19 protein-coding genes are annotated in these 22,948 nt (G+C 61.4%); 7 read left to right on the plus strand and 12 right to left on the minus strand.

Annotation, left to right across the window (positions count from 1 at the left end; translation table 11 throughout):
- Nucleotides 1-53 precede the first annotated feature (53 nt).
- Genes IPJ76_13235 through IPJ76_13245 form a run of 3 tightly spaced genes read left to right on the plus strand, consistent with a single transcriptional unit; the run spans nucleotide 54 to nucleotide 4,004 of the window.
- The gene (locus IPJ76_13235; protein QQR85565.1) at nucleotides 54-455 is read left to right on the plus strand and encodes a hypothetical protein; all 402 of its coding nucleotides are present in this window, start codon (nucleotides 54-56) and stop codon (nucleotides 453-455) included.
- The gene (locus IPJ76_13240) at nucleotides 452-2,062 is read left to right on the plus strand and encodes a CotH kinase family protein (GenBank protein ID QQR85566.1); all 1,611 of its coding nucleotides are present in this window, start codon (nucleotides 452-454) and stop codon (nucleotides 2,060-2,062) included. The genes IPJ76_13235 and IPJ76_13240 overlap by 4 nt, the downstream gene beginning before the upstream one ends.
- Nucleotides 2,040-4,004 (plus strand): right-handed parallel beta-helix repeat-containing protein, encoded by a 1,965-nt coding sequence (locus IPJ76_13245; GenBank protein QQR85567.1) that lies wholly within the window; start codon nucleotides 2,040-2,042, stop codon nucleotides 4,002-4,004. Before IPJ76_13240 ends, IPJ76_13245 begins: the two co-directional genes overlap by 23 nt.
- A gap of 185 nt (nucleotides 4,005-4,189) precedes the next feature.
- Here the strand turns inward: IPJ76_13245 and IPJ76_13250 are convergent, their stop codons facing one another.
- Nucleotides 4,190-4,858, minus strand: a complete 669-nt coding sequence (locus IPJ76_13250; GenBank protein QQR85568.1) for an OmpH family outer membrane protein — start codon at nucleotides 4,856-4,858, stop codon at nucleotides 4,190-4,192.
- A gap of 118 nt (nucleotides 4,859-4,976) precedes the next feature.
- Complete coding sequence (locus IPJ76_13255; GenBank protein QQR85569.1) at nucleotides 4,977-7,097, minus strand: T9SS type A sorting domain-containing protein; 2,121 nt, start codon at nucleotides 7,095-7,097, stop codon at nucleotides 4,977-4,979.
- A gap of 119 nt (nucleotides 7,098-7,216) precedes the next feature.
- Here IPJ76_13255 and IPJ76_13260 point away from each other — a divergent pair, with 119 nt between their 5' ends.
- Complete coding sequence (locus IPJ76_13260) at nucleotides 7,217-8,140, plus strand: isoaspartyl peptidase/L-asparaginase (GenBank protein ID QQR85570.1); 924 nt, start codon at nucleotides 7,217-7,219, stop codon at nucleotides 8,138-8,140.
- Nucleotides 8,141-8,233: 93 nt separating this feature from the next.
- Nucleotides 8,234-8,665 carry a DUF2141 domain-containing protein gene (locus IPJ76_13265; protein ID QQR85571.1) on the plus strand — a complete coding sequence of 144 codons (432 nt, stop codon included), beginning with the start codon at nucleotides 8,234-8,236 and terminating at the stop codon, nucleotides 8,663-8,665.
- A gap of 5 nt (nucleotides 8,666-8,670) precedes the next feature.
- On the opposite strand, the gene IPJ76_13270 is transcribed toward IPJ76_13265, so the two are convergent.
- From IPJ76_13270 to recR, 9 genes are all read right to left on the minus strand, one after another.
- Nucleotides 8,671-9,366 carry a phosphatase gene (locus IPJ76_13270; protein ID QQR85572.1) on the minus strand — a complete coding sequence of 232 codons (696 nt, stop codon included), beginning with the start codon at nucleotides 9,364-9,366 and terminating at the stop codon, nucleotides 8,671-8,673.
- A gap of 6 nt (nucleotides 9,367-9,372) precedes the next feature.
- Nucleotides 9,373-10,395 (minus strand): CBS domain-containing protein, encoded by a 1,023-nt coding sequence (locus IPJ76_13275; GenBank protein ID QQR85573.1) that lies wholly within the window; start codon nucleotides 10,393-10,395, stop codon nucleotides 9,373-9,375.
- 51 nt (nucleotides 10,396-10,446) lie between these two features.
- Nucleotides 10,447-11,292, minus strand: coding sequence for a 3-deoxy-8-phosphooctulonate synthase (gene kdsA, locus IPJ76_13280; GenBank protein ID QQR85574.1), 846 nt, complete (start codon nucleotides 11,290-11,292; stop codon nucleotides 10,447-10,449).
- A gap of 15 nt (nucleotides 11,293-11,307) precedes the next feature.
- Nucleotides 11,308-11,928: a fumarylacetoacetate hydrolase family protein gene (locus IPJ76_13285; protein ID QQR85575.1), complete on the minus strand. Its 621-nt coding sequence runs from the start codon at nucleotides 11,926-11,928 to the stop codon at nucleotides 11,308-11,310.
- A 3-nt stretch (nucleotides 11,929-11,931) separates the two neighbouring features.
- Nucleotides 11,932-12,699, minus strand: coding sequence for a 3'-5' exonuclease (locus IPJ76_13290; GenBank protein ID QQR85576.1), 768 nt, complete (start codon nucleotides 12,697-12,699; stop codon nucleotides 11,932-11,934).
- Between the two features lie 90 nt (nucleotides 12,700-12,789).
- On the minus strand, nucleotides 12,790-15,015 hold the full coding sequence (locus IPJ76_13295) for a PD40 domain-containing protein (GenBank protein QQR85577.1): 2,226 nt from the start codon (nucleotides 15,013-15,015) through the stop codon (nucleotides 12,790-12,792).
- A gap of 83 nt (nucleotides 15,016-15,098) precedes the next feature.
- Nucleotides 15,099-16,439 (minus strand): 2-oxo acid dehydrogenase subunit E2, encoded by a 1,341-nt coding sequence (locus tag IPJ76_13300; GenBank protein QQR85578.1) that lies wholly within the window; start codon nucleotides 16,437-16,439, stop codon nucleotides 15,099-15,101.
- An 80-nt stretch (nucleotides 16,440-16,519) separates the two neighbouring features.
- Complete coding sequence (locus IPJ76_13305) at nucleotides 16,520-18,427, minus strand: glycosyltransferase (GenBank protein ID QQR85579.1); 1,908 nt, start codon at nucleotides 18,425-18,427, stop codon at nucleotides 16,520-16,522.
- Between the two features lie 68 nt (nucleotides 18,428-18,495).
- The gene (recR, locus tag IPJ76_13310) at nucleotides 18,496-19,119 is read right to left on the minus strand and encodes a recombination protein RecR (GenBank protein ID QQR85580.1); all 624 of its coding nucleotides are present in this window, start codon (nucleotides 19,117-19,119) and stop codon (nucleotides 18,496-18,498) included.
- A gap of 131 nt (nucleotides 19,120-19,250) precedes the next feature.
- On the opposite strand from recR, the gene IPJ76_13315 reads away from it, so the two are divergent.
- Entirely contained in the window at nucleotides 19,251-19,961 is a 711-nt protein-coding gene (locus IPJ76_13315; GenBank protein ID QQR85581.1) for a hypothetical protein, read from the plus strand.
- Between the two features lie 46 nt (nucleotides 19,962-20,007).
- Nucleotides 20,008-20,952 (plus strand): hypothetical protein, encoded by a 945-nt coding sequence (locus IPJ76_13320; protein QQR85582.1) that lies wholly within the window; start codon nucleotides 20,008-20,010, stop codon nucleotides 20,950-20,952.
- Here IPJ76_13320 and IPJ76_13325 read toward each other — a convergent pair.
- The gene (locus IPJ76_13325) at nucleotides 20,931-22,937 is read right to left on the minus strand and encodes a KUP/HAK/KT family potassium transporter (protein QQR85583.1); all 2,007 of its coding nucleotides are present in this window, start codon (nucleotides 22,935-22,937) and stop codon (nucleotides 20,931-20,933) included. The two genes, IPJ76_13320 and IPJ76_13325, sit on opposite strands and share 22 nt — an antisense overlap.
- Between the last annotated feature and the right edge of the window lie 11 nt (nucleotides 22,938-22,948).

Below are 22,948 nucleotides of genomic sequence, written 5' to 3' on the forward strand. Positions count from 1 at the left end.
AACTAGCCCGACAGCAATGGCCGTTGGCGTCGGTCAATCCCATCTTCGCGCTCATGGGCCGCACCTTCGATCATTTCTGGGAAGGCGTTTACCACGCTGCCATCGAGCGGCTGGTCCTGTTCCTTTTCCTCTTCGTGGTGCTGCTGGTTTGGGGATGGCTCAACAACCGCCGCTTCAAGACCAGTGAGCGCGGGAGCACCATGCCTTGGCTGCTGTTGCTGCTGGCATTCGCATTGGTTCTTGTGCTGCGGGCCTTTGGCGATGAACTCGTGCCGTCCATTTCCGTTGCGGCGGCACTGATGGTCGCGGGCTTCGTAGCGCGGGCGGTCAAGGAGCGCGATCTCTGGTTGCCGGGTGTCCTTCTGGCCACGCTGATGGGCATGGGCTTCATGCTCAGTACCCTGTTGGTGGCCTTGGTCGGTGCCCTTGTCCTCTTGTTCACAGCGCGCCGATGACCAAACGCTCGGACAACGGCATTTCCGTTTGGACAGCGTTGCTCGTTGGCGTTCTCGGCATCATCGGGGTCGGCTTCCTGTGGTTCGGTGTGCACCGCGCCAGTGGTATGGCCGGGGCGGCGGCCCTCAACGTGCTGGCCGATGGCCTCTTGGAAAGTCCGGCGCCGCACCGCCTGCGCATTGTGGAGGTCGAGGTGGACCCGCATGACCTCGACAGCCTCCAGAGCAACCTGCCGTACAGTGGCACCGACTGGAAGAAGGCCCGCCTCATCGACAACGGCATCAGCTATCCGGCGGAGTTCCGCTATCGCGGCTACGGTGCGGTGCACCACATCGGGGAGAAGAAGTCGTTCCGGTTGAAGTTGAAGCGCAATAGCGCCTTTGCGCCCTATGAACGCGTGAATTTCCTCAACCCGAAGAGCTTCAACATGATCAACGTGCACATGTCGTACTGGATCGCGGCGCGCATGGGCGTGGCCGTGCCGTGGGACGACATGGTGTTCATGCGGCTCAACGGACAGGACCATGGCGTGATGCACGCGTGCGAGCAGGTGGACGCCGATTACGAACGCAACCGCCGCATGGCCCCCGGCGATGTGCCCATGTTCAAGGGCGACTTCGCACCGACCAACGAGCGTGACACCGTGAAGCACGGGCTGCTGTGGAAGGATGCCGACCATTGGGAATTCCTCGGTGATGCCGACAGTACCGACGCACGGCGCAAGCTCGAAGGGCTCATCCACCTCATCAACGCGAAGGACATGCCGTGGCAGCGGCGGCGTGATTCGTTGGAGAAGGTCATCGAGGTGGACGCCTTCCTGCGGTTCGCTGCAGCAATGAAGGTGCTGGAGACGCGCCACATCGATAACTACCACAACCAATTGCTGGTGCTGAGCCCGCGTACCGCCAAGGTCTATCCCGTGCTGTGGGATCCCATCTTCAAGTTCGCCCCGGCCGATGAGCCGCTGTACCCGATGTACGACGCACTATCGTACTGGCTGTTGCACGACCCGGAATGGCGCTGGCAACGCGATCGCTACATCATGGAGGCCCTTGCGGCGCTGCACACCGACAGCGCCGCCTACCGCTACATGGACGACGTAGTCGCACGGATCGAACCCAGCGTGCATGCCGACCGCAACAAATACGGCGTGCTGAGCATGGCCGGGCAGGACGTGGACCGCTACAGCGTGCTCCACTGGGCCTATTCCACCGAGCAACTGGGCAGGCAGATGCGCGAGCATTGGGCCGGTCTGCTGAACGCGTTGCAGGAGAACACCATCGTGGCGAAGCGGGAAGGTGATTCGGTGACCATCACTGGCAGCGGTGTGCCGCCCGTGGAAGTCACGCTGGTCGGTGACTCGCTTCAAGTGGACCCCGGCAGCGCAGGCAAGGACTACCGCCTGCAGGTGCTGGAAGAGAGCGCTACGCAAGTGCGCGTGCGTCTGTTCCCGCTCACCGCCACCAACGTGAAAGGCAGCTTGTACAACGACAAGCAACGCTACGAACTGCAGCCGTGGAACGCCACGGTGCGCATCACCTCCGGCCGCTTGCGCGATGCATCGGCCACAACCTGGTTCGCCCATGGCACGTCGACGCCGCGTTAGCGCGCTGTTCCGCTGGCTGGTCTGCTTCGGCCTGCCGGTGGGCGGGCTCTTCGCGTTGTTCAGCAGCGGGGCGCACCGCTCGGGACCGTGGCCGTTCGCTATTGGAGCCCATGAAGTGCAGGCCTATGCGAGCGTGTTCGATGTGCGCAAGAAGCCTACTGAGCGCGTGGACCCCGATGCATGGACGATCACCATCGGGCACCACACGGGAACGAAGAAGCGCAAGAAGTTGAGCGATGCCGACTGGCGCGCGGCATGGTTCGTTGCAGAGGACTACCGCGACAGCATCGAAGTGCGGCGCCTTGCGGATGCCAACGGATGGGAACTGCGCTTCCCCAAGCAGCACTACTTCAAGGAGCAACGGCGCCTGTTGTTGCTCGCTGTGGATGATCGCACCACGCAAGTGGACGAGGCCACCGCACTTGCCAAGTCACTGGGGCTGCATGTGCCGGAGCGCACGCGTGTGACCGTCGAACTCGATGGTGCAAGGGCGGTGTTCGTCGCCGAGGAGAACTTCGACGATGTGTACTTGGACAAGCGCAGCTACGCTGATGCCGTGCTCTTCACACAAGGTTTCGGTTCGTTGCATCCGGAGCACTGGCGACCCGATGCCGATGGCGACTCAGCGCTCGCCGAGGAGATCCTCTTCAAGCAGGCGGCCATCATGCAGGGGAAGGGCGATGTTGGCACGCTCATCGACCTCGACGCCACCGCCGCATGGTTGGTGATGATGGAAGCCGAAGGCCGCCGTGAAGACGTTCTGGACGAAGCCACGTTCGTGTTGGACCGCACGACCGGCCGTATCGCGCCGCTCTATACGCCGCGCAGGAGCAGTGCTGACTGGCAACAAGCCGGGACCCCCGTCGCGAACATCTTCCGCCGGTTGATGAATTTCGAAGGCTTCCAGGAACGGATGCAGAAGGTGCGGGACAAGGCGACCGCGAACGTGTCGTTCCCGAGCGGTACGGTTGCCAACCTCCAGAGGCCTGAGGGTTTGAACTGGCTCATGGGCGCACCGATGGTCGTGCCCTCGAACCCGGAGAGCGGCGGACCTGTCGCGGCTGCTGCGGTGGAGAGCTTGAAGGCTATTGCTGAACGCCTGGGCGGAACGGCCAGCGGCGACACGCTGCGTTTCGTGCGAGGCAAGTACCCGATCACTGCGGATGTTACCACACCGCCGAACGCGGTGGTGATCCTGGAGAAAGGCACGCGCTGGTTCCTCGGCTCGGGTGTGGAGGTGGTGGTGAACGGCACCATTACCATGAACGGCACCGGACCGAACCCCGTCTTCATCCGGCCTGCCGACGATGCACCGCACGGCGGCATGACCGTGAACGGCATCGAGGGCTCGCGCTGCGTCATCAACGGCTTGCAGATGAGCGGTGGCGGCAGCAGGGACGGCATGCTGGTGTTCCGCAACACCGATGTGCACATGGAGAAGAGCATCCTCAATGGTTCATCGAGCGCGCTGGTGAGCGCGCAGCGTGGCAACGTTGAGCTGGTCGGCTGTGCGTTCATGCGCACCGAGGGCGATGGTGTGCACCTGACCAACTGTAACGGCACCGTGGACGCCTGCAACTTCCAAGGAGCCAACGGTCAGCAGAAGGGCGATGGATTGGTGGCGGTGGGAGGGAAGGTCGTGGTGTCGAAGACGGTGTTCCGCAGTTTACCGGGCACGGGGCTCATCGCCAGTAGCAATGCCATTGTGGATGCCAACACCGTGGATGCGCTGGAGTGCGGTACCGGCTTCGCAGCGGTGGACGGAGCGCAGATCGGCTTGTCCCAAGTGACCATCAGCGGGAACAAGGTTGGCCTGCGCGCGTCGCGCACCCAACAGCACCGCAAAGGCGGCGCGTTCACGCTTGCAGGCTGCACGTTCAATGGCAACACCATGGAGCGCCAGGTCGACGAAGCCTCACGCGTGGTGGAACAGGCTGACTGAGCCTGGGTGTATCATCTTTTACTACTGCTGGCGCGCTTCACTCGAAGGCTCGCTCGCTATGACGCACGCACCAAAGTCGTCACAGCCGCTAAGGTCGCTGGCTCGCACTACGTCATCGCGAGACCTTCATAGGTCGAAGCGATCCAGGTGCCAGCAAGGAGCTGCACTGCTCGAACGCTCAACCACTACTTCTTCGCACCGGCCTTCTCCGCCTTCTTCTTCGCGTAGGCCTCGTTCATGCCCTTCACCATCACATCGCTGACGTTGAGCAAGGGGTTGCCCGGCCATACCTGTCCGCCCGGCTGCATCATGATCACATAGTCGAAACCGGCGGTCTTGTTGTACTCCTCCAGGTAGTCCTTCAGTGAGGTGGTCATCTCTTCCATGATGCGCATCTCCAAGCGCTCCACCTCCTCGGCGGTCTGCGCGCCCAATTGCTTCAATTCATAGTCGAGTTCCTGCAAACGCATCATGTCCTTCTCCTGCTCGGCCTTGGTGCTGTACGTCTGGTCTTTCGACATCAGTGCATCGGCTTCCGCCTGGGCATCGCGCTGCCGCTTCATCAAGGTGTTCTGCTTGCGGCTCACCTCGCTCTCGTAGTGGGCGCGCTGGTCCTTGATCAACTCCAAGTGCTTCTCCAAGCTGTCCAGTTCGAAATAGGCGATGCGTGCATTGGCGGGCAGACCGGTCGCGGGCATATCGTCCGAGCTCACCACTTCCAAACCCGTGCTGTCACTGCCACTAACAGTTGTCGAAGAGCTTGTCTTGGACGAACGGCCCGTCATCAAGTAGACCACAAGTGCCGTCAACAGAGCGTTCCAGATGATGAGCAGGATGGAGGTGTTCTTCGACATGGGCGGGGTTTGAAGGCGGCGAAGGTATTGATGCCTTCACGCAGAGACGCGGAGAGCGCGGAGCTCGCAACCTCCTCGGTCTCCGCGTCCCCCGCGTCTCTGCGTGAGGTCTGTATTCCTACCGCGCGATCACCACCCGCTCCGTGCGCGCAGCATCCGCCGCCATCAGCATCAGCGAATAGGCGCCCGGTGCAAGCGTGGCCACGTCCACGTTCACCGCGCCGTTGACCACGAGCAATTGCTCCAGTACCACTTTGCCGTTCACGTCCACCAAGCGAAGCGTGAGATCACCGGCGGGAAGTCCTAAGATGGTCAATCGGTCGTTGGCGGGCACAGGCATCACGGTTAGCTGGGCGGCGTTCAATTCGTTAACGCCCACGAACCCGTTAATGCTCACGCACACCGTGTCGTTGGTCGCATCAGCATCGCCGGCGTAGGTGGGCCACGCGCAGATGTCGCCTGTTTCCGTTTCGGCAGGAGTGAACATCTGCGAGAAGGTGAAGAGCGAGCTATCGCCCGGCGCGAGCGCAGGACCGGTGTAGTTCTGGGTCACCGCCGGGTCGCTCTCGTATTGGTAGCTCATCGGGAAGTTGTTCATCGTTTGGTTGCCGAGGTTCTTCACCCAAGCGCGCACGCTCACGGGGCTGCCCACGTCGATGCCATCGATGAGGCCGAAGAAGCCCGTACAGCCCAGGTCGTACACGGGTGGTTGCACGGCTTGTAGGCCGAGGTGGAAGTCGAACAATGTGCGATCGCGGTACTCGGCCCACACGTTGTCCAGGCACTCGTAGCTGCGGAGGCTTATCGGCAGCTGCGGGTCCTGCGCGATGTTGATGTTGGCACCGCCCATGTACCACTGCACATACAGTCCGCCATCGTTGAGTGTGATGGGGTTGGCCAGCGGGATCACCTTATCCCCAGCGGTTGCGTTCGCCGGTGGAACGAACACACTGTCGAGGAGCGTGCCGGGACCACCGTTCGGGCCGTCGTCATCGTACACGCGCATGTAGAAACCGACAAGCCCCGCGTTGCTGGCGATGCGGCAGGTGGTTGCGTTGAAGTAGATCGGGTACCACGGTGGAACAATGTGTGTTCCCACGCCACCATTGCCGCCGTTCCAACCGATTCCGATGCCGTCATCGGCGGGACCGGCCCAATCGAGGTTGATGGTCGCGAGGGTGGTGTCATACACCTGAAGCTCCTGCACCCGGATGTTGTTGCTGCCCACCAGTTCGTTCGGAATACCGCTCAGCTCAGCGCGGTAGCTGTACGTGCCAGCAGGGTTCGGGGTGAATGCCGCGCTGTACGTGATGGTAGTATCGATGCCCGGCTGCAGCAAGCTGATGCCTTGCGATGAACTGGCTACCACCTGGCCCAGCGTGTTGATGACGCTGATGTCCGTGGCGAACGGCCCCACATCGACGTTGCCGGTGTTGCGGTAGTTGGCGGTGAGCGGGAAGTCCGGACCATAGCGCTTCAGCATGAGGCCGGCCGTGGTTTCCTCGGTGTTCCATTCAACACTGGCGTCGGGCACTTGTAGGAGTGGCACGGCCGGGTTGTAGTAGCGGATGGCATGGCCTGCTACGGGATATTGGTCGGCGCTGTGCGCGAGGCCGATGTCACCCGTGATGCTCTCGATGCCCAGGCTCAGGTCGTTGTTCTGGGTGAAGCCCTGCTGGTCCTGTATCTGCACGGTGATGGTGCTGTCCTGTTTGTTGAGGATCACCTGGAAGGTGTTGCTGCCCGTATAGCTCGGCGGCAGAGGGCTCCAGAACGGTACGTTGATCCAGCTCACGACGGTCACCGTCACATCGTCGTAGAGGTAGCACTGTGCCGGGTTGCCCGCACCGAAGAAGTTGAGGTCGGCCATCATGCAGGCCACGTAGTCGTTGGCGCCGCCAGCTTGCGGTATGAGCGGGAACAGCGAGGCGATGTTCACGCTATTGAAGGCGATGTAGCCGTTGCTGCCGATCCAGATCTTCTTGGGTGCGTACCAATAGAAGGGCATGTTGGTCTGCATCACGAAAGGACCCACCACGTTGTCGTCCGCAAGACCGGTCACAGGCGTGCCGATCTGCGTGATGTCGAACCAGTTGTACACCGGACCGCCGGGCTCGTTGCTGTCCTTCCAGGTATAGCCGTAGGTGTCGGGGCCGCCCTGCAGCGCATGCGCCGCGGTGAGGGCCGAGAAGGTGAGGACGCTGCAAACGGTTCGGAGCAGGGTTGGGGTTCTCATCATCGCAACGGATATTGGTCGTTCCGAATGTATGCGGAGAGAACACAACAAGCCGTATTCCATTGCTGAAAACCCCGGCCGACCGTCCTGCCTGAGCACACTTCTTTCCTGACCTTCGCGCCATGACGAACATTGCCATAGCCGTGCACGGTGGGGCGGGCACCATACCGCGCGAGAGCATGTCGCCCGAACGGGAGAAGGAGTACCGTGCGGGATTGGAGCTCGCCGTGCGCCGCGGCTATGCCATGCTCAAGGAAGGCGGCACTGCCATGGACGCCGTGGAAGTCGCTGTGGTGGCCCTGGAGGATTGTCCGCTCTTCAACGCCGGGCGCGGTGCCGTCTTCACGGCGGACGGCACGCACGAGTTGGATGCCAGCATCATGGACGGCAGCAACCTGGCCGCCGGTGCCGTGGCCTGTGTGCACAACGTCAAGAACCCCATCGTGCTCGCGCGCCGTGTGATGCTCCACAGTCCGCATGTGCTACTGAGCGGGCGCGGTGCCTTCGAGTTCGCGCACCAGCAGCGCGTGGAACTGGAGGATGATGAGTACTTCTTTGATCGCTTTCGCTATGATCAGTGGCAGGATGTGAAAGGCACCGAGGTCGTGCAGCTCGATCACAGCGACGGCAAGAAGTTCGGTACGGTGGGGGCAGTGGCCCTTGATACCCACGGGCACTTGGCCGCGGCCACCAGCACGGGCGGCATGACGAACAAACGCTTCGGCCGCATTGGCGACAGTCCCGTGATAGGGAGTGGCACTTACGCCAACGACCGCACCTGCGCCATCAGCTGCACGGGGCATGGCGAGAGTTTCCTGCGCGCGGTGGTGGCGCACGACGTGCACTGCCTCATGGACTACAAAGGCCTATCGCTCTCCGAGGCCGTGCGCACCGTGGTGCACGACAAGCTGCCACCGCTCGACGGCGACGGGGGCCTCATCGCCATCGACCGCAGCGGGAACGTGGTGCTCGACTTCAACTGCAGCGGCATGTACCGCGCGCACGCCCTTGCTGACGGTCTTGTCCACTCCGCCATCTGGCGCTGAGCGTTCTTTTCACGGAAGTCAGTGCGATCTTGAATTGCCACACCCTCGAGGCATCAACGTTGCATTGGGCGTTCGGTGCGCGACATTTGGACCATGCGATCAGTGACCCTTGCCCTGTTGATGTGGATCGTTTGCCGGGCCGCTGCACAAGGCACAGCCACCTTGGAAGTGGAAGTGACGCTCAACAAAGCCGCGGGTGGGCAGCTTATGCTGATGCTCTGCCCTGACAGCGCCAGTTACGAGGCTGAAGAAGGTTGCCACTTGCAGAAAGCCGATGCCGTCGGCACTGTGGTGAAGTTGGCGTTCACCGGGTTGAAGCCGGGGACCTACGCGTTGCGGGCTGTTCACGACATCAATGCCAACGGCGATATCGACGTGAACAAGCTGGGCTTGCCGATCGAGCCGTTCGCTTTCAGTAACGATGCGATGGGCCGTATGGGCCCACCTGGTTTCAACGAGGCGACTTTCGCGGTCCGTGCCGGTGCGAACTCCATCAAGGTGAAGATGCGTGGAGGCTCGAAGTAGGCGGCTCAAGGCCGCGTGCTTCGGATCACTTCGGACTGCACGGCCTGGCGCTGGGCCAGGTACCGTTGGTAGACGGCACTGTACCCGGCCCGGTTATCGATGGTCTCGCCGTAGCGCCCCATGATCGTGAGCAGCGCATCGGTGGCTTCCCGCAAGCCATTCTGTCCGCCGCTGAGCGCCGTGATCACGTCTGCGCATCCGCTGGTCACCGCGTGCTTCACGAAGAACTCACCTGCCTGGCCCCGCATAAGGATACGCAGCCCGCAACGCGCCGCGACGGGAAGGTCGATGGCATCATCGAAGAAGAACGCCACTTCTTCGTCGCGCAGCCGGTGCTTCTTCAGGAAGGCATCGAAGGCCTCGCGCTTGTCGATGAAGCCCATGTAGAGCCCGTGCAGCTTCTCACGTTGCGCAAAGCGCTCAGCATGGGGGTTGTGCTGACCGGTGATGATGCCGGCGAACGGTAGCTGCTCCTTGTTCTGCAACCACAGGCCGAATCGGAGCATGTTCACACCCATGCTGCCCACCTCGCTGAAGGGGCTGCCGCCTTCCAGGTCTTTCCACCCGTCGTTGAACACGCCGTCCCAGTCGAAGAGCACGGCGCGCACTGCGGAAAGGCGCTCCACCATTTCCGGTTGCCCGAGCAGGACTTCAGTGCCCAGCTCCAGGAAAGGGTCGCGGTCGATGGGATGCTGGTGCATGGCCCGTCAGCCCGCTATCGCCTTCATCAGGTCCTGGATGTCGAGCATGCCGAGCTGCTTGCCGTTCTCACTCACGCTCAACGTGTCCACCTTGTGCTCCTTGAATGCCTTCTGGGCCTCGTCGAGCAGGGCTTCAGGGCTGATGGTGAAGGGCGCGTTGAACTTCAGCGTGCCGAGCTTCTTCGCCAGGAACTTGTTGCCTTCTTTCTCCAGACCACGGCGCAAACCACCGTCGGTAAAGACACCAACGTTCTTGCCTTTGGCGTCCGTGACCATCACCGCACCGAAGCCATGCTTGGTCATCTCCACCAGAGCTTCGCTCACTGTGGCGCTGTCCTTCACGGTCGGGTTGGTACGCGTGAGCACGTCCTTCACCTTCATGGTGATGAGGCGCGTGTCCACGTAGAACTGCTTGGTGCCGATGGCCGTGAAGTGGTTGTCGGTGAGCTGTTTCATCAGCTTCCAAGGCACGGTGATGGTGTGCACACCGAGTTCCACGGCGTTGCGCACGTGCTCCACGGTGCGCACGCTGCTGAACATGATCTTGGTGTTGTACCCGTAGTAGTTCACGGCGTCAACGCACTGCTTCACCAAGCTGAGCGCATCATGGCCTTGGTCCTGCAAGCGACCGACCAACGGGCACACGTACGAGGCTCCGGCTTGCATGGCCATGTAGGCCTGCTGCAGCGTGTACACCAAGTGCACGTTCACCATGATGCCTTCGTTGCGCAGCATCTTGCAGGCGCGCAGGCCCTCCAGGCTCACGGGGATCTTGAAGACGGTGGTCTCCTTCTTCAGGCCCATCTTCAGCTGGCGCTTGGCCTCCTTCACCACCTCCTCGGCGGTCTCGCCCAGGGCCTCCACCTGCAGGATGGGGACCTTCTTGGCGAGGTCGAGGATCATCTTGTCGATGTTGGTGACCCCGCCCCGGTGCATGAAGGTGGGCGTGGTGGTGAGGCCGGTGAGGAATCCGAGCTTGAAGGCTTCGTCGATCTCCTTGATGTCGGCGCTGTCGAGGTAGAGCTCCATTGGAAAAACTGAAAGGTGAAAGTGGAAAAATGAAAGGCCTGACGCGCGGGCCTATGCAGTTACTGGTGTTTGGCGGTGCTTCAATTCCACGGCGTGGAGATCGAGCAGGGGCTTGAGGAATTCCTCCAGGTCGTACACGCCGAGCTGGCTGGCCGCGTCGCAGAGCGCTTTGCTCGGGTCGGGATGCGTTTCAATGAACACACCGTCCACGCCTGCGGCCACGCCGGCACGGGCGATGGTGGGCATCACATCGCGGTTGCCGCCGCGCGGGTCGGCACTGGGGATGCCGTACTTGCGGATGCTGTGCGTAATGTCGAAGACCACCGGATAGCCGGTTCTGCGCATGTGGTAGAACGCGCGGGGATCGACGATCAGGTCGTTGTAGCCGAAGGTGTAGCCGCGCTCGGTGAGGATGATCTTGTCGTTGCCGACGCTCTTGCACTTCTCGGCCGGCTTGATCATGTTGTCCGGTGCCAGGAATTGCGCGTGCTTCAGGTTGATCACCGCGCCGGTCCTCGCGGCCTCGGTCACCAAGGTGGTCTGCATCACCAAGTAGGCCGGGATCTGCAGCACGTCCACAACTTCCGCGGCGGGCTTGGCCTGGCTGGGGTAGTGGATGTCGGTGAGGATGGGGAAGCCGAAGTCCTTCTTGATGCGCGCGAGCACTTTCAATCCTTCATCCAGGCCGGGACCTTGATAGAAGTCCACGCTGCTGCGGTTGTCCTTGGTGAAGCTGCTCTTGTAGATCACGGGCACCTTCATGCGCTCGCTCACCTCCTTGAGCTTCTCGGCGGTGCGCAGCATCACGTCCTCGGTCTCGATCACACAGGGACCGGAGATGAGGAAGAGCTGGTCGCTGCCGCACTTGATGTTGCCGACGTTGATGATCCTGGTCATGATTGGGGCGCAAACTTACCCTTTCGCCACGGCCACGTTCAGCAAGCGCTTGCCGTCCATGTATCCTTCCAGGGTATCACCCGGCTCGACCGGTCCCACGCCTGCAGGAGTGCCCGTGTAAAGCAGGTCACCGGGCTCCAAGGTCATGTAGCGCGATACATAGCTGATCAGTTCAGCCACCGGGAAGATCATGTCCCGCGTGCGGCCTTCCTGCACGGTCTGTCCGTTGCGGTTCAGTTCGATCGTGTGGGTGAGGAGGTCCATACCGGCTGCGAGAGGCAGCGCCACATCGCCCACCACCGCACTGCCATCGAACGCTTTGGCCTTTTCCCAAGGCAGCCCTTTGGCCTTCATTTCATCCTGAACAGTCCGGGCGGTCAGGTCGAGGCCGAGGGTGTACCAGCCCACGAAGCCTAACGCCATGTTCGCCGGTATGTCCTTGCCGTAGCCGTCGATGGCCACCACCACTTCAAGCTCGTGATGTATGACGCCAAGGTTCGTGGGGAGCTTCAAGTCCTTGCCGGGATAGACAACCGCCGTCTCCGGCTTCAGGAAGAACACCGGCTCTGAAGGCACCGCATTGCCGAGTTCCATGGCATGGTCGGCATAGTTGCGGCCGATACAGATCACCTTCATGGTTCAAGCATGTATGCGGTCGATGACCGAGCGGATGACGGCCTTGGTGCTTGGCGGGAAATCGCTGCCCAGCATCCATTGCAGGTAGCCGGGTTCGCTGCGCATCAGGTCTTCGATGGCGCGGCCCTGGTGCTTGCCGAAGTTGATGGTGATCCGGCCCTTGTCGTCGCGACCGAGTTTTCCACCGGCGTCCGGTGGGCGTTGTGCATCGCCGCTGAGTTCGCCGAGGAAATCCACATCACCTTTCAAAGCCTCGTACTTGGCCAGTTGCGCAATGAGCACATCGGCGGTGGCCTCCACGTCGGCCAAAGCGTTGTGCGCGCCACCGTGTTCCTGGCCCAGGTAGTAGCGCACGGCCGCACTGAGGTCGCGCGGCTCCATCTTATGGTAGATGCGTGCCACATCCACGATGTGGGCTTCGGTAGTGTCCCATGTGCAGCCCACACGCGCCAGTTCCTCGGTAAGGAACGGCACATCGAAGCGCATGCAATTGAAACCGCTCAGGTCGCAACCGCTCAGCCGGTCGTGGATGGTACTGGCCAACGCTTCCAACGATGGTGCACCGGCCACATCCTCATCGCGGATGCCATGGATGCGCGTGGCATCCGGCGGAATGGGCATGCCCGGGTCGATGAGGCTTTCCCAAGCTTCGCGACTGCCATCAGGATGGAGCGTTACGATGCCGATCTGCACGATGCGGTCCTTGCCTATGCGCAGCCCTGTGGTTTCCAGGTCGAAGAAGGCGAGGGGCCGTGAAAGTTGGAGCGCCATGAGGAGCAATTGAATGCCCAGCTAAGGTGGTAACGAAAGTGCCCCCCGACAGGTCGGAGGGCACTCAAGTTCTTCACGATCCGACGGACCTTACCGCACCTTCAACTTCACGTACTGGTACTTGCCGTACTTCTCCGTGTTCTGGTAATCGCCGAGGTACTTGGGCCCCTGCACCTTGTTGTTGATGGCTTCGATGTAAACGTTGTCAGCGTTCTTGCCGCGCGCTGTAATGGCTTCGATGAGGCGCTTGCGGGCGTCTTCCATCCGCTGACGGCTCAGGTTCTCGTTCGTGCCGAAGGTCTTGGTGGGCACCTTCGAGGCGCTCGCCTCAATGACAACACTGGCCTTGCCGTCCTTGTCTATGGCGGCCACCACGGCATCGATGTACTTCTTCCAATCGGCCTCGTTCTGCTCGATGTCCTTCATGTTGTAGGCGTAGTACTTCGAGTACTCGCCGGCGTAGGTCGCATCGGGGGTAACATGCTTCTCGCCGTCGGTCTTTTTGGTGGCGTCGGTCTTGTTGCCGCCGGGGGCCGTGCCGTCGGTACCGCCTTTTTTCGGGTCGCCACCAGTGCCGGCAATGAGTTCATCCGGCTTCACTTCCTTGCCCTTCTCCTTCTTGCCGGGAGGCGCGCCCGGTGGCAGGTCCACCACGCTGGCCGGGTCGGTGAGCGCTACGGGGCTCAGGTAGATCTCCTTGTTGATCTCCTGGTATGCGCTTTCGCATTCCACGAAAACGTCCTCGGTGTGGATGGTCTTGTCGTCCACCCGGTAATCGAGGTTGTACTCCTTGCAGGGCGGCAGGATCACCACATAGACACCATCGCGCAGGCGGGGCTTGTAGGTTTTCACTTCCCCGGTGGCCTTGTCCGTCACGTAAAGCACGGTGCTGGGCGGAAGGGTCTGTCCCGGTGGGGGAACGATGAACCCTTTCAGCACCGTGAGCCCTTCGGCCTCCATGTCTGCCGGAAGGTCCACGAAGTAGATGTCCTTCTCACCGTAGCCACCGATCTTGTCGCTGCTGAAGTAGCCTCGACGGCCGTCGGCGGTGGTCACGAAGAACACATCGTCGTCCACCGTGTTGAGCGGGTAGCCGATGTTCTCGGGGGTGCTCCACGTGCCGTCGTCCTTCAACTCGCTCTTGAAAATGTCGAAGCCGCCCATGCTGTTGTGGCCCTTGCTGGCGAAGTAGAGGTCGCGGCCGTTGGGGTGGATGAAGGGCGCATCATCGTCATAGATCGTGTTGATGGGAGCGCCCAGGCTCTGCGCCTTGCTCCATTCGCCCGTGGGCAGCTTGGTCACCCGGTAGATGTCGCGCCCGCCCGTGCCGCCTTTGCGATCACTGACGAAATACAATGTGCTGCCGTCGGCGGTGAGGGCCGCGTGCGTCTCCCAGGCCTTGGTGTTCACGTCGCTGCCAACGAGCACGGGATCGCTCCACAATTCACCCACCAGCTTGCTTTCGTAGATATTGCCATCGCCGCCATCGTCGCGGTACATGAGCAGCGTCTGTCCATCAGCGCTCACGTTGATGGTGGCCAAGTGGCCGAGCGTGTTGATGTTGAGCAGTTCGGGCGCTTGCCAGTTCCCATTGCGGTCCTTATAGCTCACGAAAATGGCCTCGAACGGCAGGCCGGCGAGTTCATCGATGATGTCCAGGTTGCTGCTATCGGGACGGATGCGGCGGCTGGTGTAGAACATGGCGTTGCCGTCAACGCTCACCACCGGGCTGAAATCGGGGTGGTCGCCATTGATGACCGGGCCGACGTTGCTCACCATGTACGGCTTGGGATCCTTCATCAGGGCCCGCGCATTGGCGGTCTGCTCCAACCCGCGCACGGCGCTTTGGTAGAGGTCGTTCTTGTCGCCGGCGGCGTTCTTGAACTTCGTGTACTGGGCGTCGGCTTTGTCGAAGTCGCCTTTCAGGTGGTACGCCCGGCCGAGCCAGTAGTCCACTTCCGCCGGGCAGTTGGTCTCCTTGGGGTCGAACGGATCGTAGCCGGCCGTGTTGAAGCCACCGTATTTCTCGGTGCGCAAGGCCGCGGCCTTCTCCAGGTAAGGAAGGGCCTTGGCTTTCTGGTTGTAACTGTTGGCGTAGCTGTACCCCAGTTTCCAGTTCAGGTTGGCGTTCTCGGGCTGCTGCTGCACGAGCTCGTTCCAGATCTCCGCGGCCTGATTGAAGAATTTCTCTTCCATCAGCTTGGCGCCCTCTTCGAACTTCCAGTTGAAGGAGGTGTTGTCGCCTTGGGCGATCGCCGCAGGGGCTGACAACAAAAGTGTGGCGGCAAGCAGGGAAGTGTAGGAGTGTCTCATCATCGGTTTCCGGTTCGTTCCGTGGGGAGCGGAAGTGAGGGCAGGATGCGGGCTAAATGTAGAAATCCGGTCCAGTGGCGAACGGGTCAGAATTCCCTATCGATCGGCCATTGTTCCAACAGGTCGGCCACACGCCTCACGAAGCGCCCGCCCAGCGCGCCGTCCACCACGCGGTGGTCGTAGCTGTGGCTGAGGAACATCATGTGCCGTATGGCGATCACATCGCCGGTGGGGGTCTCCAGCACGGCGGGTTTCTTCTTGATGGCACCCGCGGCCATGATGGCCACCTGCGGTTGGTTGATTATGGGTGTGCCGAGCACGTTGCCGAAGGTTCCCACGTTGGTGAGCGTATAGGTGCCTCCGCTGATCTCGTCCGGGCTCAGTTTCCCTTCGCGGGCACGACTGGCCAGATCGTTCACGGTTTTGGCCAGGCCCACCAAGTTGAAGCGATCGGCCTGTTTGATAACGGGCACGATGAGGTTGCCGCTGGGCAGCGCTGCCGCCATGCCGATGTTGATGTCCTTTTTCTTGATGATCGTTTGACCGTCCACCTGCACGTTGATCAGTGGCATCTCCTTTATGGCCTGCACCAGCGCCATGATGAAGAGCGGCGTGAAGGTGAGCTTCTCGCCCTCGCGCTTTTCGAAGGCGTTCTTCACCTTGTCGCGCCAGAGCACCAAGTTGGTCACATCGGCCTCCACGAAGCTGGTGACGTGCGGGCTGGTGCGCTTGCTCATCACCATGTGGTCGGCGATGAGCTTGCGCATGCGGTCCATCTCGATGAGCTCGTCGCCAGGGGCGGGGATGAGCTTGGGCGCGGGCTTCTCGGCTGCCTTCTCGACTGCGCTCGAAGTGACAGCAGCAGCAGGCCCCAACGGTGCGCTCGCAGCTCGCGGCTCCGGGCTCGCGGCCTGGGCACCACGGTTCGGCAAGTAGTCGAGCAGGTCCTTCTTGGTCACGCGGCCGCCTTCGCCAGTGCCGTTGATGGCTTCCAGTTCGGCCATGCTCACGCCCTCGCTTTCGGCGATGTTGCGCACCAAGGGGCTGTAGAACTTGCCGCTGGCGCAGGTCTTGGCCACTGGGGCATGGGCCGCTGCGGGAGCGGATGCAGGAACAACCTTCGGGCTACCGTTGGAAGCTGCGGTTGGTGCTTTTGCGGGGGCGCTTGTGGTTGCTGCTGCACTTTCTGCTGTTCCCACATGGGCTATGGGCTGGCCTACCTTCACCACATCGCCGTCGTTCACCAGCTTCTTCAGTAGGATGCCGTCCTGGGGCACGGGCACTTCACTGTCCACCTTGTCGGTGGCGATCTCCACGATGGGCTCATCGGCCTTCACGGCCTCGCCTTCGTTCTTCAACCATTTGATGATGGTGGCTTCGGCCACGCTCTCGCCCATTTTGGGCAGCAGGATCTCGATGTGCGACATGGGTCGGTTGTGCGGCGCGAATGTACCCGTCCCGGCATGTGCTCATGTGGTCATGGGTCCATGTGCCCATGCAGGACCGGTCAGCTGCCCAACAGGTCGAAGCCTTTCCACACCAGCTTCACGTCTTGCCATGGCCGGTAGTCCTTGGCATAGGTGATGTTGACGCGCTGCACCGTGAGCGGGTCAGGCCTCAGGTGGCGCGCCACCACCGGGTCGATGACGCCCTGTAGCAGCTTGGGCAACTTGGCGGCGCCCAACGGATGGTATCCCACCCAGGTGCGCTGGCCGAACAGAACGCCGAAGCAGTTGCGGACGAACCCGGTCTTCTCCTTCACGAACCAGACGGTGACCGGCAACAAGAGGAGAAGGAGCATGGACAACGCGATGTCCAACGTGCGCTTGCGACGGCGGGCGGCGCTGCTGCTCACCGCGTGCTCCTCCAGGATGTTGAGGTCGTGGATGCTCTCAATGCTGCTGGGGCCTATGATGAACTCACGGGCCGGTTGCGCGATCTTGAACATGGCTCCCGTGCGGCGCAACTGCTCCATCAGCTCGATGATGCGGCCCCACTTCAGGTCCTTGGCGCAGAACACCACTTCATCGATGCCATGCTTGCGGATGCGGCGCCGCAGTTCCTTATCGGCCTCGGGCAGGTTGGCCATGGAAGCTTCCACTTGTTTCTGGCGGCCCAGGCCGAAGTGCGTTTGCCAGAGCAGGGCCAGCGCATGTTTCGTCTCCTCCGGTGAACCGATGGCAAGGATGCGCTGGCGCTTGCGATCGCGAAGGCTGTAGCCGCGGAGTGAGATGAAGTGCAGCATTATCCGGACAGCGCAGAAACAGAACGTGAGCCAAGCGGTCGCCATAAGCAGGAAGGACCACCTGTGCTCCAGTTCCGGAAGCACCACGAACATGGAGATCACGAAAACAGCGCCCATTCCCTTGGCCACGTTCAGGAGCCGGACGGGCCGGTCGTACCCTCCGAAGCAGGCGAGAACGCATTGGGTCAGGGCCGTTGGCCATGCGAGGCCGATCAGCAATTCCGCTGGGTCGTTGAACCAGCCCCATGGGCGGTAGAAGATCGCGAAAGCGGATCCGATGATCACTGCGAAGTCCAACATCGGCAACAGCATGCGCCTGAGGAACCTCGCCACGATGGCCGCCGCCGCGCTCAGGTAGATGCTGCCATTGATGAGCAGGCTGAAGAAATCCGTGCGCCGCCGCGTGAAGTGCTTCTGCGCGAAGATGGCCATGGCGTTGTAGAACACGAACACGTAGTTCACGCTGCTCTTCTTCGTGCTCTCGCCCTTGTAGTGGATGATGCGCGCGTCGGGGAAGTACCAGTTCTCGTAGCCGCCGAGCGTAATACGGTAGCTGAGGTCGATGTCCTCCCCGTACATGAAGAAGCTCTCGTCGAGCAGGCCCACTTTGTCCAGCGTTTCCTTGCGCAAGAACATGCACGCTCCGCTGAGGATCTCGATGCGAGCGGCTTCGTTCTCCTTCAGATGGCCCAGGTGGTAGCGCCCGAAGACCTTGCTGCGTGGGAAGAGGCGCGTGAGGCCGATGATCTTGTAGAAGGCCACGGCCGGCGTGGGAAGTCCGCGCTTGCTTTCCGGGAGGAAGGTGCCCGTGCCATCGATCATCTTCACGCCGAGCCCACCGGCTTTCGGGTGCGCGTCCATGAACGCGAGCACTTTGTGGAAGACGTCTTCGCCCACCACCGTGTCGGGGTTCAGCAGCACGACGTATTCGGCCTTGCTCTCGCGGATGGCCTGGTTGTTCGCGCGGCTGAAGCCGACGTTCTCCGTGTTGGCGATGAGGCGCACCTGCGGGAACTTGTCGCGCACCATCTCCACGCTGCCGTCGGTGCTCAGATTGTCCACCACGAACACCTCGCCATCGGTGCCCTCCAACGCCTTCAACGTGGTGCGCAGGCACTGCTCCAGGTAGGCCCGCACATTGTAGTTGACGATGATGACCGAAAGCTTCATGTGCTTATTTGTTCATGGGACCATCTGCTCATGGCCGCGTGGGCACATGGACATATGGGCACATGGCTTCACCTTCTCACGCTCTGCTCATACGGTTTGCGGTCGGCGATACTACGGCCCAGTGTGAGTTCATCCACGTTTTCCAGCTCACCGCCCACACTGATGCCACGCGCGATCATGCTCACCCGCACTACGGGGCTGTGCTCCGCCACCTTGCGGTTGATGTAGAAGCTGGTGGTGTCGCCTTCCAATGTTGCGGGCAGCGCCAGTACCACCTCCGTCACTTCGCCGTTGATGAGGCGCGCGAAGAGCTGCCGTGTGTTCAGGTCGTCGGGCCCGATGCCGTCCATGGGGCTGATGATGCCGCCGAGCACGTGGTACAGGCCTTTGAACTGGCGGGTGTTCTCGATGGCGATCACGTCGCGGATGTCCTCCACCACGCATAGCACGCTGCGCTCGCGGGCGGGGTTCGCGCAGATCTCGCAAGTAGGACGGTCGCTGATGTTGCAGCACTCGGTGCAGTACTGCACATGCTCGCGCAGTGAACGCACCGCATCGGCGAAGCGGTACACCTCGTGCGGTTCGCGGCGCAACAGGTCCAGGGCCAGGCGCATGGCCGTGCGGCGGCCGATGCCCGGCAGCGTGGCGAGCTGGTCCACCGCGTTCTCCAGGAGTTGTGAGCTGAGGGCCATTGGAGGTCGCCTTCATCAAGATTTCGGCGCCCGAAGCAAAGGAAAGGGAAGCGGCGCACGGCCCAGCACGAAAGCCAATGATCGCAATACGGTACGGTAACTGCCGTTGGCCAGGTGTTTCTTTGGTGCCGATGCGTTCGATCATCCTTTCAACATTGCTCCTGGCAACCGCTGGTGCCGTCGCTCAGGAAGTCACCATTGCAGGGAAAGTCATCAGCAGCGACCCGGAGCGCACGCTCTACGACCTGATGGTGGTGAACAAGCGCACCCGCGTAGGTGCCTTCGGCAAGGTGGACGGCAGCTTCAGCGTGAAGGCCTTGAAGTCCGACACCCTCATCATCGGATCGGCCGGGCACCAGAGCGTGTTCGTGTGCATGACCGACAGCACGCCGAAGGAGGCGTACACCGTGAACGTGCGCCTGATGCAGAACGTCATCCGCTTGCGCGAGTTCCAAGTGGTGCCCAAGCGCGATCTGGAGGACATCCAGAAGGAGATCTCGGAGCTGGGTTACAAAGAGGAGGACTACATGCTCAATGGCGTCAATGCGTTGGAGAGCCCCATCACCTTCCTCTACCAGTCCTTCAGCAAGCGTGAGGAAAGCAAACGCCGGGTGGCCGAGCTGCGCAACGAGGACCGCAAGCGCGCCCTGCTGAAGGAGCTGCTCAAGCGCTACGTGGAGTACGACATCATCAATCTCAGCAACGATTCGTTCGACGACTTCATCGACTTCTGCGCCGTGCCCGATGAGGTGATCAAGGGCCTCAGCCAATACGACTTCCTCATGCACATCAAGAAGAAGTACGAGTTGTACAGCAGCCTTGGGCCCACACGCAGGCATTGAGGGTGGTGGACCGCAGCGGCGCGAAGAGCGCAACGTTCAAATGCCCATGCTGAGAACCCGGGCCGTGTTCTTCCTGCTGGTGGTGCGAACGTTGTCCAGCGCACAATCCGACTCGCTCGTCATCCACAGTGTAACGCTCACCGAGGCGGTGGTGAAGGCCACCGGCAAGACACGTCCTTACGAAGGCATCATGCGGCAGGTGATGGCCGACACCACCTTCCATCAGGCCTTCCTCAACACGAAGTACCACCCGCACCAGCTGACATCGTTGCTGCGGGTGAAGAACAAGGACGAAAAGGAAACCGCCACGCTCTTCCGCAAGGGCCGGTTGGTGCGAGATGGTGCGATGGCCGAACTGGTGCTGGACAGTGTGGTGGAGATCGGCAAGCTGCGCCACCGCGACAGCACCTTCCGCTACCTCACAGCGGAGATGTACGATGACGTCTTCTTCCACAAAGGTCCTTATCGCGCCAGCAATCGTATCGCGCGGCACGAACAGAACATCGACCGCAGCAGCAAGTTCAACAAGTACAAGAGCGAACTGAAGAAGTTCATGTTCAACCCGGGGCAGGAGATCGGCAGCGTGCCCTTCATCGGCGACAAGATGGCCTTGTTCGACAGCACCATGGTGCCGTTCTACCACTACACGCTCGACATCGGTTTCCGCAACGGGCGCTCGTGCTGGCTCTTCACGGCCGCTGCGCGCGACAGTGTTGCAGGCAAACGCGCCGATGAGGACGATACCGTCATCAAGCGCATGGCCACCTGGTTCGATCAGGAAACCATGCAGGTGCTCGCGCGCGAATACCGCATTGCGCACGACGCTGTCTTCCTGGAGTTCGACATCACCATCAAGGTGGAGAACACGTGGATGCAGGAGACGTTATTGCCCGTTACCGTCCACTACGACGGTGTGTGGGACATCCCGTTCAAGAAGCGCGAGATCGTACGCTTCGACCTGGCGATGGATCACTGGGCGGTGGTGCCGTAGTCGGAGCCGTCCTGCCGTTTGCCCACACGCTTTAGCGGGAACTCGCGGACGGCGGCCAGCACCAGCGGCACTTGCTCCACCACGGTATTGTTCGGCTCCAGCCCGAAAGCATCGCGGTCGTTGAGCGCGATGCCCTTCAGGAAGTAGTAGATGTCCAGCACCGCATCCTTGCGGAAATTGAACTCGTTCTCCACGCTCAGGATGCGCTCCGTGAGCACGTAGCAGATATCGGTGTGGAAGTCGCCCTTCTTGATGCTCTCGTACTTGCTGCGGAACTCCAGTTCGTGGTCCCGTTCCATCTCCTCCAGCACGCGCTTGAAGAGCATGTTGATGCGCGGTTGCACGCGGAAGCCCAGGTTGAAGTCCACGCGGATCACCTTATCGTCGATGAGCTCGCGCACCTGGTATTCCATGGTGTACGGCGCGTCGGTGTAGTTGACGTGCACGAACCAGTAGATGTCGGCGCGCTTCACTTTCCGCGCCAGGATGGAATCGATGATGTGCTTCTCCACCTCGGCCGTGGAGTTGGCCTTGGTGAGATAGACCAGGTGCGTGGCGTACTTCGTGATGTCCTTGTCATCGCTCAGGTCGCGCAGCGCCTGGGCATGGTCGGCCAGCGGGGTGAAGTCCAGGAAGCGGTTGGTGATCTTTCGGCCACGGTACCAGATGAACATGACGAGCAACAGTGCGGCCACGGCGATGATGAGGTACGGGCTGTGGATGATCTTCCGGCCATTGGCCACGAAGTTGGCGCCCTCCATGGTGAGGAAGAGCGCCATGGCCGCGAGCACCAGTGCCATGTGCCACTTGCGGTTGAAGCGCAGGTAGCCGAACAAGAGCAGTGTGGTCATGATCATGGCCACCACGATGAAGAAGCCGTATGCCGCTTCCATGTTACCACTGCTCTTGAAGTAGAGCATGACGCCCATGCAGCCCGCCCACAGGATCCAGTTGATGCTGGGGATGTAGATCTGCCCGCGCACCTCCGTGGGGAACTTCACCATGACGCGCGGCCAGAAGTTGAGCGAGATGGCTTCGTTGATCAGCGTGAACGATCCGCTGATGACCGCCTGGCATGCCACTACAGCGGCCATGGTGGCAATGGCCACGCCCACCAGCAGGAACCACTGCGGCATCAGTTCATAGAACGGGTTGTTGTGGCCCAGCACCTGCCCTTCGTGCTGGAGCAGCCAGCCAGCCTGCCCCATGTAGTTCAGCACCAAAGCGGTCTTCACGAACGTCCAGGTGGCCTGGATGTTCTGGCGGCCGCAATGGCCCATGTCATTGTACAGCCCCTCGGCTCCGGTGGTGCACAGGAAAACAGCCCCCAGCAACCAGAACCCTTCGGGATATTCGGTGAGCAGCCTCACGGCCCACACGGGGTTGAGGCTGTGCAGCACTTCGGGAACCTGCACCACTTGGGAGAGCCCCAGGATGAGCAGCATGCTGAACCACACCAGCATGATGGGCCCGAAAGCATAGCCCACCACCTTGGTGCCGAAACGCTGGAAGAAGAAGAGGAAGCTGATGATGCCCATCACCACGCCGATGGTGGTGGCGTTGCCCGGCGCGATGATGCCTTCGAAGGCCTTCACCCCGCCGAGACCCTCGATGGCCGAGGCCACGGAGATGGGGGGTGTAAGGATGCCATCGGCCAGCAAGGTGGCCGCGCCGATCATCGCAGGGATGTAAGCCCACTTGCCGTAACGCCGCACCAAGGTGTAGAGCGAGAAGATCCCGCCTTCACCCTTGTTGTCGGCGCGCAGCGTGATGATGATGTACTTCAGCGTGGTCTGCAGCGTGAGCGTCCAGATGATGCAGCTCAGCGAGCCCAGCACCAGCAACCTGCTGATGGGGGTGTGCTCGCCCACGATGGCTTTGAACACGTAAAGCGGCGACGTGCCGATATCGCCGAAGATGATGCCAAGGGTAACGAGCATGCCCGCCCAAGTGAGCGGGTGCGTGTGGGGCTTCGACTGGGGCATGGGGCAAGGGC

It is taken from the genome of Flavobacteriales bacterium (assembly GCA_016699575.1).
Classification (GTDB): Bacteria; Bacteroidota; Bacteroidia; order Flavobacteriales_F; family PHOS-HE28; genus PHOS-HE28.